Below are 14,268 nucleotides of genomic sequence, written 5' to 3'. Positions count from 1 at the left end.
AATCCATTGTGAATGGTTAATCCTCCCCTTTTAAACGTCAACTTTCACCACCATATGATAGTTAAGATTCATTAACAGGCTATAACTATCCTATGTCTTTTCCTCGTTTATCTGTTCTGGATTTGGCACCCGTGTCCGACGGAACAAACTTCACCGAAACGTTCGAACGCTCCGTTGAATTAGCTCAATCAATCGAGTCCTGGGGCTATCATCGGTTTTGGATGGCTGAACACCATAACATGCCCGACATCGCCAGTGCCGCAACCAGTGTATTACTCAGTCATATTGGAGCGCACACGAACTCGATCCGTTTAGGATCAGGTGGAATCATGTTACCTAACCATGCACCACTAGTTATTGCAGAGCAATTCGGAACGTTAGAGGCATTATACCCTGGTCGTATTGACCTCGGATTAGGACGCGCACCAGGCACCGACTACCAAACAATGCATGCATTAAGGCGGGAACCAGAGCATATGGATCCTGACTTTGAAGAGCTGTTGGAGGAACTTAATTTCTTTCTTGGTCCCGTATCTCGAAATCAACCAGTCGCGGCTTATCCAGGTAACAACACATCTCTGCCGATTTGGCTTCTGGGGTCGAGTACATACAGCGCACGTTTAGCAGCTAAGAGAGGCTTACCTTTCGCATTTGCTGCACACTTTGCTCCAGATGCAATGTCTCGTGCTCTAAACTTTTATCGAGATGAGTTTGTCCCATCCGAGCATTTAGCTCAACCCTATGTGATGATTTGTGCCAACGTTATCGTAGCGGATACTCAGTCACATGCAGATTTTCTCGCGACAACAGAGAAGCAAAAATTCTTAAAAATGATTCGCGGCAATCGCGAAAAACTTCGCGCACCAGCGAAAAGTATGGCACCACTATGGTCAGCACAGGAAAAGCTTTACGTTGAAACTCAATTACGTGAATCTATCCATGGTGATCAAACATATGTAAGACAGAAAATTGAGAAACTTTTGGAACGCACTGGGGCAGATGAAATTATGGTAAACACGATGGTGTTTGAACAATCTGAGAAGTTGAGATCCTACAGGTTACTATCGGAACTCATGGACAAGTAAAAGAATGGAGGCGCCTCCCGGAGTCGAACCGAGGTCCACGGATTTGCAATCCGCTGCATAGCCACTCTGCCAAGGCGCCTTTCTGATATTGTATCTCTGTCACCAAAGATTTTGATGGTGCCCCGGGCCGGACTTGAACCGGCACAGCGCGAACGCCGAGGGATTTTAAATCCCTTGTGTCTACCAATTCCACCACCAGGGCAACGCAATCATGCGATGGGTTAGACACCATCTATCTCGCGACCTTTGCCGTGAGAACGAGGCGTACTTTAACGGATTAATTTATCTGGTCAACAAAAAATTAGTCTTTTTTATTCAAATGGTTAAAAAGACGACTCTAACGAACAAAGGGCGATCATTTTGCTTATTTGATCATCAATACGCTTTGCTTTCGTGCCTTTTAACCTTCTCATTTTATATCAATGAAGAGCCAACAAATCGCGCAAGTTAACAGTATGGGTATAAACTTAACGTGTATTTCAGAGAACAAAATAGCGCTCATCATGTTTCGAAAACCATCATTTCACTTACCCTTACATGCCGACTCCGAACTCGACTTCGTAGTGCCCCACTTCTTCCTTAGTGAATTTGATTATGCACGCTCTCTGGAGCTGGGAGTCATCGAAGACTTGGATCCTGAATATACACACCAGTATCGCGTCACACTAAGGCGCATACGCTCACTATGCTTACTACTTCGCGAACTGATCCCTCCTTTTGAGCAGCGTATTTTGAAACCTCATTTAAAAACAATGATGAAGAAAACAAATAAGCTGCGTGATTTGGACGTATTTATCTTGGGCAAAAAACAATACATTGAAATGCTCCCAAACCACAAATCGTCTCTTGAGCAGTTTTTTGGCTTTATCGAAGCCGAACGTGCTTACGAACAGGCAAAAGTTACGCGTTGGCTAGCTACAGAAGAATACACAACGCACTGCACTTTGGTCAGGAATAGTCTGTTGCGAAGTACGCAACACGAACGAGTGGATAGCAACGTACCTGCGTTACTCTTCGCAAGCCAAAAAATCTCCGATCAATTTAAAAAAGTTGATAAAGCACGGCGCAAGATCTCGGACAAAAGTCGTGACAGCGTGATTCATTCGATGCGGATAAAGTGCAAAGCGCTGCGTTATCTGTTAGAAGGGTTTTCCACGCTCTATACTTCCCAACAGCACAAAAACAACGTGAAACAACTAAAACTATTGCAAGATAAGCTCGGTGACTTTAACGACACTTCAAGTCAAATTGAATTTTTCGCACAACTCAAAGAGACAGCAAATCTCAATAAAAAAGATCGTAAGGCTTTGAAAAAGCTAATTAACGTGCTTAGCGAACATCATGAACTCTCTCGCCAAACCATCTTGACGCATTTAAGCCAGTTTGAGTCTTTCATTCGCGATACCAATACACAGAATCTCTATCGGCTCTAAATCAAGGTTCACGTATTTTTAATATTCATTAATTACAGTCAACCGTTAGGCTCCACTAAGAAAGATAACGTGAAACCATTAAAACGATACCAATACGAGCGCTATGCGGTGCTTTGTAATCTCGCCTACCCTCGCGTCTTCAGGCAAACTCAATACGGGTTCGATCCTAATGGGCAACGAGTCATTAGAAATGAACACGGTAAGATTATGATTCGCGTGCTCTGGAGTAAAAAACAGAGTGAAGTGGTCGTAGTGATTAAAGGCTCACACAGTATCAGTGATTGGTTGTTGAACTTCGCGATGTGGACGAGAAGCTGTCGAAGGTTGGGACTAAACTATCGCATTCACGCGGGTTTCTATCATCTGTTGTTCCAAGAAAGTTTACCGAGCCGGAATGAAGATCGGTTAGGGTTGACCGTGATCGAACGCCTCGAAGGTATCGTTGTACCACTTATTCTCAGGGGGAAAAGAATCACTATTACTGGCCACTCTTCAGGTGGCGCGATTGGCAGTGTTTTTGCTGACTATATTGAGAAAAAATACCCAAAAAGCATTAAACGCGTGGTCACTTTCGGACAGCCCGCTGTCGGGGATTGGACGTTTAAGAAACGCTACCGTTTGGGGCACAAAACATACAGGATTTGTTGCGACATCGACATCGTGACCTTTATGCCGCCCGTACCTTTTTTGTATTGGCATGTAGGCAAAATGCTATGGTTATATAACGGGAGAATATACGAGAACACCCCAACGCTCATACGGCTTGGGCGCTCCTTATTTAGTTGGTTAATGCGACCGTTCTCTTATCACTTTATGAGTAAATACATTCGCGACAAAGACTTTTTTGATGAACGCTGAGTTAAACATCCGAAAGGTATGAAGTATAGACACGAAAAAGCCGGACTTCGCCGGCTTTACGATTAAGTGGTGATCTACAGAGAGGCAATTTCTTTTTCAAGTTGATATTTGTTATCTGTGACAATTCGCTCTAACACTTCAACACGTCGCTTCAAGTCACCAATTTGCTTGTTAAGGTTATCTTGTTCTTCTCGGCTCATCGTATTACGTTCAGATATCTCCAACGCTCTTACTTCTTTACGATGGTTCAAGATTAACTTTATTATCCCGCCCCCAAATATGGCACCGAACACAATAGCCACAACCAATACATCAGCAATAGATTCCATTCTTTATCTTCCTCTAGATTATGCTCAAATATAAGTTACTCATTTGTCGAATGAATATCAAATAACACATTGATTCATTGAAAAGTTTTATTAAGAATTGCCTACTCTGTATCAAAATCACAGGAATGGATTATTCAACGCCAACCCAAACCGAGACAGATCCGCCGTTTACTGGGAACTCGGCCCAACCATTCGCATCAGTCCAAACTTCTTCAGTTCGGATACCCAACTTGTCTACGTAGCGAGCACTTGGTTTACCCGTATACATCCACTTCGAACCGCCAGGTCCATCACTCATGATCACGGCCATTGAATGTGGATGATTTGCATCACCTTCTCGAGTCCAACCAATTACGTCCCAGTGGTCGAGATAAGAATGTTGTTTGCCATACGCATAATCTTTACGCAGTGTTACTAGCTCTTTAATGTAAGGCACTTTGACCATATTGATGTCATGCCCTTTATCACTGTACTGCGCGCCGTAGTAATCTGCATAAAACACGGATGGATAACCTTCTTCACGCAATAAGATAAATGCGTAAGCGAGCGGCTTAAACCACCAATCAACCGTCGACTCCAAAGCCTGCAAAGGTTGAGTATCATGGTTTTCTACTAAGGTTACCGCTTTGACTGGATTGTCCTTCATCAGCGTACCATCCATGATTTGACGCATATCGTAGCTACCACCCGATTTAGACGCATTGTAGAAGTTCATATGTAACGGTGCGTCGAATAGAGACATGCTGCCAGAAGTTTTGGTGATAAAGTTATGCAGCTGATTCACATCGTAGTTCCAGTACTCTCCGACCGTGAAAAGTTCTTTCCCTGTTTTCCAACGTAGGTGATCAATCCATTCTTGCAGGTATTGATATTTGATGTGCTTCACCGCGTCCATTCTAAACCCATCAACACCAGTCATGTTGATATACCACTCACCCCAGTCTTTCAGCTCTTGCTTCACTTCAGGGTGATCCATGTCTAGGTCAGCGTACATAAGGTAATCGTAGTTGCCTTTTTCCGAGCTCACTTCCCAATCCCATGCCTTACCCTCGCCTTTGAATTTGAAGATAGCTTTTTCTTCGCCAGCATCGTCCCAATCCACGCCATCAAAGTGGTACCACGTCCAATGAAAGTTTGAGTACTTGTCGTTGCGCCCAGGGAAATCAAACTCTACCCACGCTTCAATCCATTTATCACCAAGTTCAATATTTCGGTTGTTCCAATCTACGCGCTTGGTATCAACCCAAGACTTTCCATCCGCACCACCGCGATGGTTGAACACCACATCGCCATAAATCTGGATATTGTTTTTATGGGCAGCATTGATGGCGCTTAGGTACTGATCTTTGGTGCCATACTTGGTGCGCACCGAACCTTTTTGATCAAACTCTCCCAAATCGTACATATCATAAACGCCATAACCGACGTCGTTGCTACCACCAGCACCTTTATAGGCGGGCGGCAACCATAACGCAGTAAAGCCGTTGTCAGATAGTGCCGACGCGTTGTTTTCAACTTGTGTCCAGAGTGCACCGTCATTTGGCACATACCAATGGAAATACTGCATCATGGTGCCATTTTGTGCCGCCATTACAGGCGAACTGAGCAGCAAAGTTAAGGGTAAAAGTGTAGGTTTAAGGTTGAATGTTTTCATTATTTTTCTCTCACGTTAAGGACTAGAATCCTCCTTTCTGCATATACGCACCAAGCGATACTAACTATGACGCTAGCTAGGTTGCTGCCTGTAATACAAAAAGTTCGGATTACAATCGAAGAGAAACTATCACCAATCACACTATACAATTATTGAGTTGTCTAACATTTATAAAATCAATAATTAGCGCGTTAAAAATATTGAATGGTGATCAAAACATGGGAGACTTTAGGAAAGCGCGAAGGGTTACGAAAAGGCGGATTAAAAACGAAAAAAGCCAGTCATTTAAGACTGGCTTTCGAAATAGTGGAGGCGCCTCCCGGAGTCGAACCGAGGTCCACGGATTTGCAATCCGCTGCATAGCCACTCTGCCAAGGCGCCTTTCTGATATTGTATCTCTGTCACCAAAGATTTTGATGGTGCCCCGGGCCGGACTTGAACCGGCACAGCGCGAACGCCGAGGGATTTTAAATCCCTTGTGTCTACCAATTCCACCACCAGGGCAACGCAATCATGCGATGGGTTAGACACCATCTGTCTCATCGACCTTTGCCGTGAGAACGAGGCGTACTTTAACGGATTAATTTATCTGGTCAACAATAAATTTTATCTTTTTTATTTAAGTGCTTAAAAAGCGATCTGACTAGTACATTTGGCATTCAATTAGACCAATAAGCACCCGTTCCCTTTCATTAGCCCTGAAGTCATACGCATACTAGTGTCCGTAACTGCTTCGAGGTAAACACGCGACTATCACGTTATGAACGCTGATCTTTTCACCGCTGTAACATCTGTAACAATTTAATTCCCTACTCTTGGCACGATTGCGTACAGAACATCATATTTTGTTACTGATAACTTTATATCGAATGTGGTCGTACCTTTATAAAATCATTGACTTTTTTTATTTTCAAACAAAGCTCAATTCATTATCGAAAATATCAATAAATAATGGTACGTTACACGAGTTGCAGTAATTTAATGGACATATATCACATATAAGGATGTGGTTTACTTTGGCGACACAACATAAGAAAAACAAGGTATATCACTAATGTCTATCAAGAATCTTTCTATAGCGAAAAAGATATCGCTATCGTTTTTACTCATTGCCATCGTCAACATTGCATTTGGCGTGTTTTTATCTACAGAGCTCAAAAGCATCAAATCTGAGCTTTTAAACTATACCGATGATACGCTTCCTGCAATGGAAAGGGTCGATTCGATTCGAGATCATTTGTCTCGCTGGCGCCGAGCTCAATTTGCTGCGTACACTTATGAAGACGCAGACCAAGTCAAAACTAAAATTTCTAACAATATTAGAGAACGCGAAAAGATCACTAGAGAGCTCAACGCTTACGGTGAAACTATCTGGCCTGGCGAAGAGCAGCAAACTTACCAGCGTCTTATGCGTCAGTGGAAAAAGTACTTGGATACTATGGACCAGTACAATGAAGCGATGCTAGCTAACGACAAAAGCAAGGCCCACCCTATTTTGGCGAACTCTTTGTCTGCTTTCGAAGCGGTTGACTCAGAGTTAGGCGAACTAATCCGTCTCCTTAAAGAAGCTATGGATAGCAACAAAACTCATATCCTGTCCTCTGTAAATGGATTGAGTAATTCTTCAATTGCAAGTAACGTGATTATTCTACTGATCATGGTAGGCATGACATACGTGCTGACTCGCCTAATTTGTGGCCCACTTAAACTTGTTGTTGAGCAAGCAAATGCCATCGCGACAGGTGATCTATCAAGTGACATTGACCGTAAAGCAATCGGCAATGACGAGCTTGGTGAACTGGCAGACGCGACCACTAAGATGCAAGACGACTTACGCCAAGTTATCGATAATGTGATTGCTGCAGTTACTCAGTTAAGCAGCGCTGTCGAAGAGATGAACCAAATCTCCGATATTTCTGCGTCTGGTATGAAAGATCAACAGCTGCAAATTACGCACATCGCAACAGCAATGACAGAAATGAAAGCGGCCGTAGCCGATGTTGCTCGTAACACTGAAGACTCAGCGAACCAAGCTAACGAAGCAAACCGCCGCACACAACACGGTGTTCGTGAAACCCAAGGTATGGTTGACGCGATTCAAGAAGTTTCAAACGTAATTGGCGCTGCAGGCGATACCGTAGCAGAGCTTGAACAGCAATCGAATAAAATTAACGTGATCGTGGATGTTATCCGCGACATCGCCGATCAAACCAACCTACTTGCACTTAATGCAGCCATTGAAGCGGCGCGTGCTGGTGAGTCTGGTCGTGGCTTTGCCGTCGTTGCAGACGAAGTTCGAACTCTTGCCGGCCGTACGCAAGATTCAACGAGTGAAATCACTTCGATCATTGAGCAGCTACAATCACTTGCAAAAGACGCAAAATCAGCCACTGAACTTTCTAGAACCAGTATCTCAGAATGTGCAGAACAAGGCATTCAATCAAAACAGCTGATGAGCGACATTGAGCATTCGATTTCGGACATCTCAGACATGGGTACCCAAATCGCCACGGCTTGTAACCAGCAAGACTCCGTTGCGGAAGAGCTTAACCGCAGCATTGAAAACATACATTTGGCATCTCAAGAGGTCTCGCAAGGCTCGGAGCAAACCGCACAGGCGTGCCGCGAACTAAGCCAGCTATCCATTTCTCTTAAAGATGTAATGAGCCGCTTTAAACTGAGTTAAACTCAGTGGGTACCTTAGTAGATATCAAATCAATCCCGATTTGCTTAAATTGAATGTCATCACTGAGGTATATTTAGGTATATATTAAATCACTATCTTAACAAACGCTCCAAAGCACCACTTGGAGCGTTTTACTTCGTCAGGTACTTTCCCCAAGTACTCAATAACATAACCAATACAAAAAACGCGTACGGAGACTTTATGCGCTTAAATAAAACCTTACTATCACTGACTATCGCTGCTGCAATCGCGGTTCCTGTAATGCAAGCTACTGCTGCTCCTCTGCAAATTAGCAATACAGCAGCAAAAGCAGAGCAAGTTCAAGGTGCTAACGCTTGGCTAGAAATAAACTTAGGTCAGTTCCGCGATAATATTGAGCAGTTTAAATCGCACATGGATGGCAAAACGAAAATCTGCGCCGTGATGAAAGCCGACGCATACGGTAATGGTATCGCAGGCCTGATGCCGACTATTATCGAACAACAAATTCCTTGCGTTGCCGTTGCAAGTAACGCCGAAGCACAAACTGTTCGCGACAGTGGCTTTAAAGGCCAACTCATGCGTGTACGCTCAGCGGATATTGGCGAGATTGAAGCCGCAATCGACCTAAATGTCGAAGAGTTGATAGGCACAGCAGAGCAAGCTAAAGCACTGTCTAAACTAGCCGAGAAAGCTGGTAAAGAACTCAAAGTTCACCTTGCTCTTAACGACGGTGGTATGGGACGTAATGGTGTTGATATGACGACAGAAGCGGGCAAGAAAGAAGCGCTAGAAATCGCTCAACAAGCTGGCGTTAATATTGTTGGTATCATGACTCATTTCCCTAACTACAATGCAGACGACGTGCGCCAAAAGTTAGCTTCATTCAAAGACAGTTCTGCATGGCTGATTAAAGAAGCGAATCTAAAACGCGACAACATTTTACTGCACGTAGCAAACTCTTACACCGCGCTTAATGTTCCTGAGGCCCAGCTTGATATGGTTCGTCCTGGTGGCGTTTTATACGGAGACTTACCAACTAACCCTGAGTACCCTTCTATCGTGTCTTTCAAAACACGCGTGGCATCCGTTCACCACCTGCCAAAAAATAGCACAGTCGGTTACGACAGCAGCTACACAACAAGCAAAGAAAGCTTAATGGCGAACATTCCTGTTGGTTACTCTGATGGCTATCCACGAAAAATGGGGAATACAGCAGAAGTTCTGATCAATGGCCAACGTGCAAAAGTTGCGGGCGTTGCTTCAATGAACACCACAATGGTAGATGTTACAGGTATCAAAGATGTTGAGCCTGGTTCTGAAGTTGTTTTGTTTGGCTCCCAACAAGGCAAAACGATTTCAGCTGCTGAGATGGAAAAACACGCAGAAGTCATCTTCCCTGAACTATATACGGTTTGGGGAAGCGCGAACCCTCGTGTCTACGTAAAATAAACCTACTAAGTTATTCGTAACAGAGCGAAAAAGCGAGCCTGGTGCTCGCTTTCTTTCTTATCTACTAATTTGTACTAGCTCGTGATTCTATCAATTAAACAGAGCTTACTATTTCTGTTGTTTTACTCTTCTTTAGCACTACCAAGTGCGACTCTCTACACTCTGTTTCTTAAAGCCGCTTGGATGGCTCATTTTTATATAGCACTTAGTGTTTGAAAGCCCCTCTAATTGATGTTAAACATGAAGTTTACAAAAGAATAACAAACACACTCGTATGGCACTGCCCCTTTGCCTGCTAGCTAGGTATCTCTATGACAGAAAATACTCAACATCTTCAACGCTCCTCCACTGAGTTGCACGAATTTAATCGGCTTGACGTCTGGAACGGCTTCACCCAACTTTTACCTCTCTCTATGTTCGTGGTCATATTTGGCCTCGCTTTCGGTGTTGCTGCCGTACAGACTGGACTAGATGTATTTCCCACTATGTTGATGAGCACACTGGTCTTCGCCGGTGCTTCACAATTTGCCACGTTAGAAATGTGGGGAGCAGAAGTCCCTCTCATTCCAGTTCTTATTACTGTATTTGCTATTAATGCTCGTCACCTCTTGATGGGAGCCACACTTTATCCATGGTTACGACAACTCCCACCAACAAAACGTTACGGTGTAATGCTGGTTGCATCAGACGCCAACTGGGCAATGGCACTCAATGCATTTGGTAGAAAAGAACCAGGCTTTGGCTTGCTTGTTGGTGGCGGCTTAGCGATGTGGTCTTTTTGGATTGTGGGCACCTGGATCGGCATTTATTTTGGTAGCGCAATCAAAGATCCGGTGGGCCTCGGGCTCGATATGGTTATGGGATGCTTCCTGCTGTCTATGGTGGTAGCCGGGCCGAAAGACTTAAGAATCTTTGCAATTTGGGCCATAGCAGCAGCCTCTTCTATGTTGGCGTATTGGTATTTGCCAGAGAATAGCCACGTAGTGGTTGGCGCCATTACTGGCGGAGTCTTGGGTGCTTGTTGGAAGGAGAAGAAAGCATGAACATCGAAACAACCTTAGGTGGCACACTGCTTATCATCATCGCTATGGCGCTAGTCACGCTCATAACCCGCTGGGGCGGAGTGTATGTAATGTCATTCATTCCAATTAGCGAACGGGTTCAACGTTTCATTACTGCGATGTCAGGCTCTGTATTGGTTGCGCTTTTAGCTCCGCTAGCAGTAGAGGGTGATAACGGTGCTAGAGCAGCACTGTTTTCTACTGCCGTTGTCATGTTCATCGTGAAAAAGCCTCTACCCGCAATTGCAGCAGGCATCATCGCCGCCGCCGCAGTACGTGCTCTTTAGTCGCTGTTTCAACGCCGATACCAGTCATCAATAAAAGACCCAAAACACTAAGCCCTGATGTCACAAGTGTCATCAGGGCTTATCTTATGCTCATCATTTTAACGATGAACAACGATTATTAATCATGGTGAGACAGCACATTACGCACAGCAGTTACAATTGCGCTTATATTTGTCCATTTTACCAATACCAGGGTTAAAGGTATTGGTTGGGTCTAATTCGTGGTAAAACCTCTGCAACGAGTTTTCGGCTTCATACAAGTGACCCACGTTATGTTCTGCTGGGTATTTGGCACCACGGCTATTGAGGTGCTCTAGCATCAGCTTTTTCATCAACTTCGTGTCAGTCCCTTTTTTGAAAATGTAATCTTGATGGAAGACGTAACACATAAAGTGACCATAATAGAGCGCTTGAACAAGGTTCTTACTTACCTCTTCAGGCAAAGTTTCTAGCCACTCTTCATCATTACGTCGCAAAGCAATATCAAGTGCAACGATGTCTTCTACGTCTTTTCGGTGAATCGTCTCGTAACGAATTGCTGCACCTGCTGCTGCAAAGCGATGTAAATAAGCTTTTTTACCCTCTTCCGGCGTACACTCGAAGAAATCACAGTCGTCTTCAACAGCCCAAACTTCTTTGAGGTATTTTTGCGCCTCAGCAATACCACCATCACTCATTTTCAATACCAGGTGATGCTCATACTTGTCACGGAAATCCAGCATTCGTTCTGGTAAATGTTGTGGGAACAACTTGCTCGCGTAGTACAAAATGGTGTCTGGTAGATATTTACTGACAAATGGGATGCGCTCTAAGAAATTTTCTACCTTAGCTTTAAGTGCGAACATTTTTGGCAACTTATCTGTACCTAACAAGTCGATGGATAAGAACACATCCTTGCCGTACTTCTCTGCCATGTTGAAGATATCTCGATGCAAGTATTCTCCCATCTCAGGCAAGTTATCAAACGTAGATAAGAAGTCTTTTCGCAACTTCGTTAGTTTCGCAGGGTCATTGGTGCCAAGGTAAAAAACCTGCTCTTTTTCGGGTACTGGGTAGCTGTCAACCCGAACGGCAAAAACCCCCAACTTACCAGCGCAGCCACTGGCTTCAAATAATCGGCGTTCATCGGCATTAAAGCGAGAAGGAATGTCAGAAGTCACGTCTCGAACACGTTCATCGTATTCTTTGTCTGATGCCATTCGCTCATCATGAATGATCTTCGCTGGGTCAAAGTTCCCTTCTTGCAGGTTTGTTAGAATTTCTTCTGGCGTTTCACCTAATCCTTCAATACCAAGGTGGTTCACCAAATGTAACTGGCCTTGCTTATCCACCTGCGCATAGATCGCCAGTTCCGTATAAGCAGGACCACGCTTAACTAGCGCACCGCCTGAGTTATTGGCGATACCACCGACCACAGTGGCACCTAGCGATGAAGAGCCGATGATAGAATGCGGTGCTCGGTTCACTGCCTTCAGCTCTTTCTCCAAAGAGTGTAAGCTCGCACCAGGCAAGCAAACCGCCTGCTTACCGCCATCTAATAAGTGAATCTTCTTGATTTTGGTAATATTGATCACAACCACATCGCGATCATAATCATTACCACTCGGAGCTGAGCCCTCTGTTAAACCTGTTTTAGCCGCCTGCATGATAATGATGCAGTTTGCTTCAACACACTGTTTAATAATCTTCCATTGTTCTAGAAGAGTGTTAGGAAACACGATAGCAAGCGCATTACCACTACCCGAACGAAACCCCGAGCGGTAATATTTCGTTTTAACCTCGTCGGTTAGAACATTTTCTTCCCCCACGATGGTTTTAAATTCTTCAATCAGCTGCTTTTGTTTCATATCCGTATCTCTAGTTATTGTACTTCGCTCACAACACCGCTTAGCGGCAGGCATGGCGTTTGAGCCACTATAAGCAGTCCATTTCTCTGCGTCTATGTCAGGCGGACGAACAATACGTAATCAATAAACAACAAACAAAATAATTCTTTATTTTTCTGTTACTTATCTTTCACATTTGAGAAATTTAACGTAAGAAACAGACCGTTTCTTAAAAGAAACAATAGCAAAACCATTTGTTAACAGTTGTGCGGGGTATCTTGTTATCAATATTAGTGAAGAAAACGAGGAGAAGCGTAAGCTCCTAAATTTAAGAGGACTCTTAGAAATGAAGATGGAAACATAAGCTCAACACCAACATAACGATCGGTGTTGAGTTATTGGCTTAAAATCGATGGTTTTGACTTTGAAAGCTTGTGTATAGATGATCGATAAAGATCTTAATTTTTTCTGGTTGCTGACGAGTGTAAGGGTACACCGCATAAATACCCAAACATTTGGCTGTTTCGTCTTTAAATAACTGAATCAGACTGCCTTGCTTTAAGTCTTCATAAACCAATACACGCGGCACATAGATGATTCCCTGCCCTAACAGCGCCACATTTCTCAATACAGAAGAATTGTTAGTACAGAGGTTACCGTCGACGGTGATTTGATATACCTCGTCTCCATCTTTAAACGCCCACTCATGCGCTCCGGTTTCTTGGTAGGAATAGACTAAACAATTGTGTTTAGCCAAGGCTTGAGGTTGTTTAGGTATGCCATGTTTAGCTAGGTATTGGGGTGACGCGCAAATGATCCAATTTGCATCCACCAGCTTTCTTGCAATCAGACTAGAATCTGGCAACACACCCGTTCTAATTGCCAAATCAAAACGTTCATTCACGATATCGACGAAACGATTATCTAGATCCATATCGATATTGATGTCTGGGTATTTCTGATTAAATTCATTAATCACTTGAGGAAGAATTAATTCACCAGAGATAGTAGGCACCGAAATTTTAATGTTTCCAGATAAGTTTTTACCTAAACCCACAATGGATTCTTCCGCCGTTGCCACCGCTTGATAAACCGCTTTTGCATGAGTAAAAAACGCTCGTCCTGCTTCAGTCAACGTTAGCGTTCGCGTTGTTCGGTAGAGAAGCTGTACACCAAGCTCTTGTTCAAGCTTGGCAATCCGTTTACTGACGACCGATTTGGTCAGTGACATATGTCTCGCGGCAGCACTGAATGAACCTTGCTCGATCAAGTGATAAAAAATGATGTAATCGTCGGTATTTCTCATGCGTCTTCGTCAAATCCTTTGGAAGCCCGTATTGTAAACTGAAATTGGCTGAGGTGCGAAACATCGGGTCACACTTAATATCAGAAACTCGTGACAGAGATGGGGTTGCTAAGCTCACAGGTAATGAAAAAGAGATGGTGTGAATTTATCAGTCTTCAGATACAAAAAAACCAGCTTTCGCTGGTTTTAAGTTGATGCACTTGGCATCGAGATACCGCCATAGCCATATCTGAATAATTTGGAGCGACACACGAGGTTCGAACTCGTGACCTCAACCTTGGCAAGGTTGCGCTCTACCAACTGAGCTAGTGT

11 protein-coding genes and 4 tRNA genes are annotated in these 14,268 nt (G+C 43.8%); 7 read left to right on the top strand and 8 right to left on the bottom strand.

The window, feature by feature from the left end; all coding sequences use genetic code 11:
- The first annotated feature begins 92 nt into the window (after positions 1-92).
- Complete coding sequence (locus R7E29_RS03715; RefSeq protein ID WP_318082406.1) at positions 93-1,085, top strand: LLM class flavin-dependent oxidoreductase; 993 nt, start codon at positions 93-95, stop codon at positions 1,083-1,085.
- Positions 1,086-1,090: 5 nt separating this feature from the next.
- Here the strand turns inward: R7E29_RS03715 and R7E29_RS03710 are convergent.
- A tRNA-Cys gene (locus tag R7E29_RS03710) sits at positions 1,091-1,164 on the bottom strand.
- A 36-nt stretch (positions 1,165-1,200) separates the two neighbouring features.
- Positions 1,201-1,287 (bottom strand) — tRNA-Leu (locus R7E29_RS03705).
- 301 nt (positions 1,288-1,588) lie between these two features.
- On the opposite strand from R7E29_RS03705, the gene R7E29_RS03700 reads away from it, so the two are divergent.
- Both R7E29_RS03700 and R7E29_RS03695 read left to right on the top strand, forming a co-directional pair.
- Positions 1,589-2,518: a CHAD domain-containing protein gene (locus tag R7E29_RS03700; protein ID WP_318082405.1), complete on the top strand. Its 930-nt coding sequence runs from the start codon at positions 1,589-1,591 to the stop codon at positions 2,516-2,518.
- 69 nt (positions 2,519-2,587) lie between these two features.
- Positions 2,588-3,376, top strand: coding sequence for a lipase family protein (locus tag R7E29_RS03695; protein ID WP_005375991.1), 789 nt, complete (start codon positions 2,588-2,590; stop codon positions 3,374-3,376).
- A gap of 74 nt (positions 3,377-3,450) precedes the next feature.
- On the opposite strand, the gene R7E29_RS03690 is transcribed toward R7E29_RS03695, so the two are convergent.
- The 4 genes from R7E29_RS03690 to R7E29_RS03675 form a co-directional block, all read right to left on the bottom strand.
- Positions 3,451-3,705, bottom strand: coding sequence for a hypothetical protein (locus tag R7E29_RS03690; protein ID WP_005375990.1), 255 nt, complete (start codon positions 3,703-3,705; stop codon positions 3,451-3,453).
- 130 nt (positions 3,706-3,835) lie between these two features.
- Positions 3,836-5,359 carry an alpha-amylase gene (gene amyS, locus R7E29_RS03685; RefSeq protein ID WP_053350850.1) on the bottom strand — a complete coding sequence of 508 codons (1,524 nt, stop codon included), beginning with the start codon at positions 5,357-5,359 and terminating at the stop codon, positions 3,836-3,838.
- A gap of 307 nt (positions 5,360-5,666) precedes the next feature.
- Positions 5,667-5,740, bottom strand: a tRNA-Cys gene (locus R7E29_RS03680).
- A gap of 36 nt (positions 5,741-5,776) precedes the next feature.
- Positions 5,777-5,863, bottom strand: a tRNA-Leu gene (locus R7E29_RS03675).
- A 550-nt stretch (positions 5,864-6,413) separates the two neighbouring features.
- Between R7E29_RS03675 and R7E29_RS03670 the strand changes: the two genes are divergently transcribed.
- The 4 genes from R7E29_RS03670 to R7E29_RS03655 all read left to right on the top strand — a co-directional run bounded on the left by R7E29_RS03670 (position 6,414) and on the right by R7E29_RS03655 (position 10,824).
- Positions 6,414-8,045 (top strand): methyl-accepting chemotaxis protein, encoded by a 1,632-nt coding sequence (locus tag R7E29_RS03670; protein WP_053303666.1) that lies wholly within the window; start codon positions 6,414-6,416, stop codon positions 8,043-8,045.
- Between the two features lie 201 nt (positions 8,046-8,246).
- On the top strand, positions 8,247-9,476 hold the full coding sequence (gene alr, locus R7E29_RS03665; RefSeq protein WP_054576738.1) for an alanine racemase: 1,230 nt from the start codon (positions 8,247-8,249) through the stop codon (positions 9,474-9,476).
- Positions 9,477-9,787: 311 nt separating this feature from the next.
- Positions 9,788-10,519, top strand: a complete 732-nt coding sequence (locus R7E29_RS03660; protein ID WP_017820197.1) for an AzlC family ABC transporter permease — start codon at positions 9,788-9,790, stop codon at positions 10,517-10,519.
- Positions 10,516-10,824 carry an AzlD family protein gene (locus R7E29_RS03655; RefSeq protein WP_017820198.1) on the top strand — a complete coding sequence of 103 codons (309 nt, stop codon included), beginning with the start codon at positions 10,516-10,518 and terminating at the stop codon, positions 10,822-10,824. The genes R7E29_RS03660 and R7E29_RS03655 overlap by 4 nt, the downstream gene beginning before the upstream one ends.
- Before the next feature lie 140 nt (positions 10,825-10,964).
- Here R7E29_RS03655 and dld read toward each other — a convergent pair whose 3' ends face one another.
- Entirely contained in the window at positions 10,965-12,671 is a 1,707-nt protein-coding gene (gene dld, locus R7E29_RS03650; protein WP_054576739.1) for a D-lactate dehydrogenase, read from the bottom strand.
- A 382-nt stretch (positions 12,672-13,053) separates the two neighbouring features.
- On the bottom strand, positions 13,054-13,956 hold the full coding sequence (locus tag R7E29_RS03645) for a LysR family transcriptional regulator (protein WP_017633645.1): 903 nt from the start codon (positions 13,954-13,956) through the stop codon (positions 13,054-13,056).
- Positions 13,957-14,268 lie beyond the last annotated feature (312 nt).

It is taken from the genome of Vibrio sp. Vb1729 (assembly GCF_033338655.1).
GTDB classification, from domain to species: Bacteria; Pseudomonadota; Gammaproteobacteria; order Enterobacterales; family Vibrionaceae; genus Vibrio; species Vibrio alginolyticus.
The sequence above is the reverse complement of the archived record's forward strand: the minus strand, read 5'-3'. Positions and strand labels throughout refer to the sequence as shown.

Excerpts from the sequence above, each read along its gene's own strand:
- dld (WP_054576739.1), bottom strand. The coding sequence starts at position 12,671 with ATGAAACAAAAGCAGCTGATTGAAGAATTTAAAACCATCGTGGGGGAA.
- R7E29_RS03715 (WP_318082406.1), top strand. The coding sequence starts at position 93 with ATGTCTTTTCCTCGTTTATCTGTTCTGGATTTGGCACCCGTGTCCGAC.
- alr (WP_054576738.1), top strand. The coding sequence starts at position 8,247 with ATGCGCTTAAATAAAACCTTACTATCACTGACTATCGCTGCTGCAATC.
- R7E29_RS03660 (WP_017820197.1), top strand. The coding sequence starts at position 9,788 with ATGACAGAAAATACTCAACATCTTCAACGCTCCTCCACTGAGTTGCAC.
- amyS (WP_053350850.1), bottom strand. The coding sequence starts at position 5,359 with ATGAAAACATTCAACCTTAAACCTACACTTTTACCCTTAACTTTGCTG.
- R7E29_RS03645 (WP_017633645.1), bottom strand. The coding sequence starts at position 13,956 with ATGAGAAATACCGACGATTACATCATTTTTTATCACTTGATCGAGCAA.
- R7E29_RS03690 (WP_005375990.1), bottom strand. The coding sequence starts at position 3,705 with ATGGAATCTATTGCTGATGTATTGGTTGTGGCTATTGTGTTCGGTGCC.
- R7E29_RS03670 (WP_053303666.1), top strand. The coding sequence starts at position 6,414 with ATGTCTATCAAGAATCTTTCTATAGCGAAAAAGATATCGCTATCGTTT.
- R7E29_RS03655 (WP_017820198.1), top strand. The coding sequence starts at position 10,516 with ATGAACATCGAAACAACCTTAGGTGGCACACTGCTTATCATCATCGCT.
- R7E29_RS03700 (WP_318082405.1), top strand. The coding sequence starts at position 1,589 with ATGTTTCGAAAACCATCATTTCACTTACCCTTACATGCCGACTCCGAA.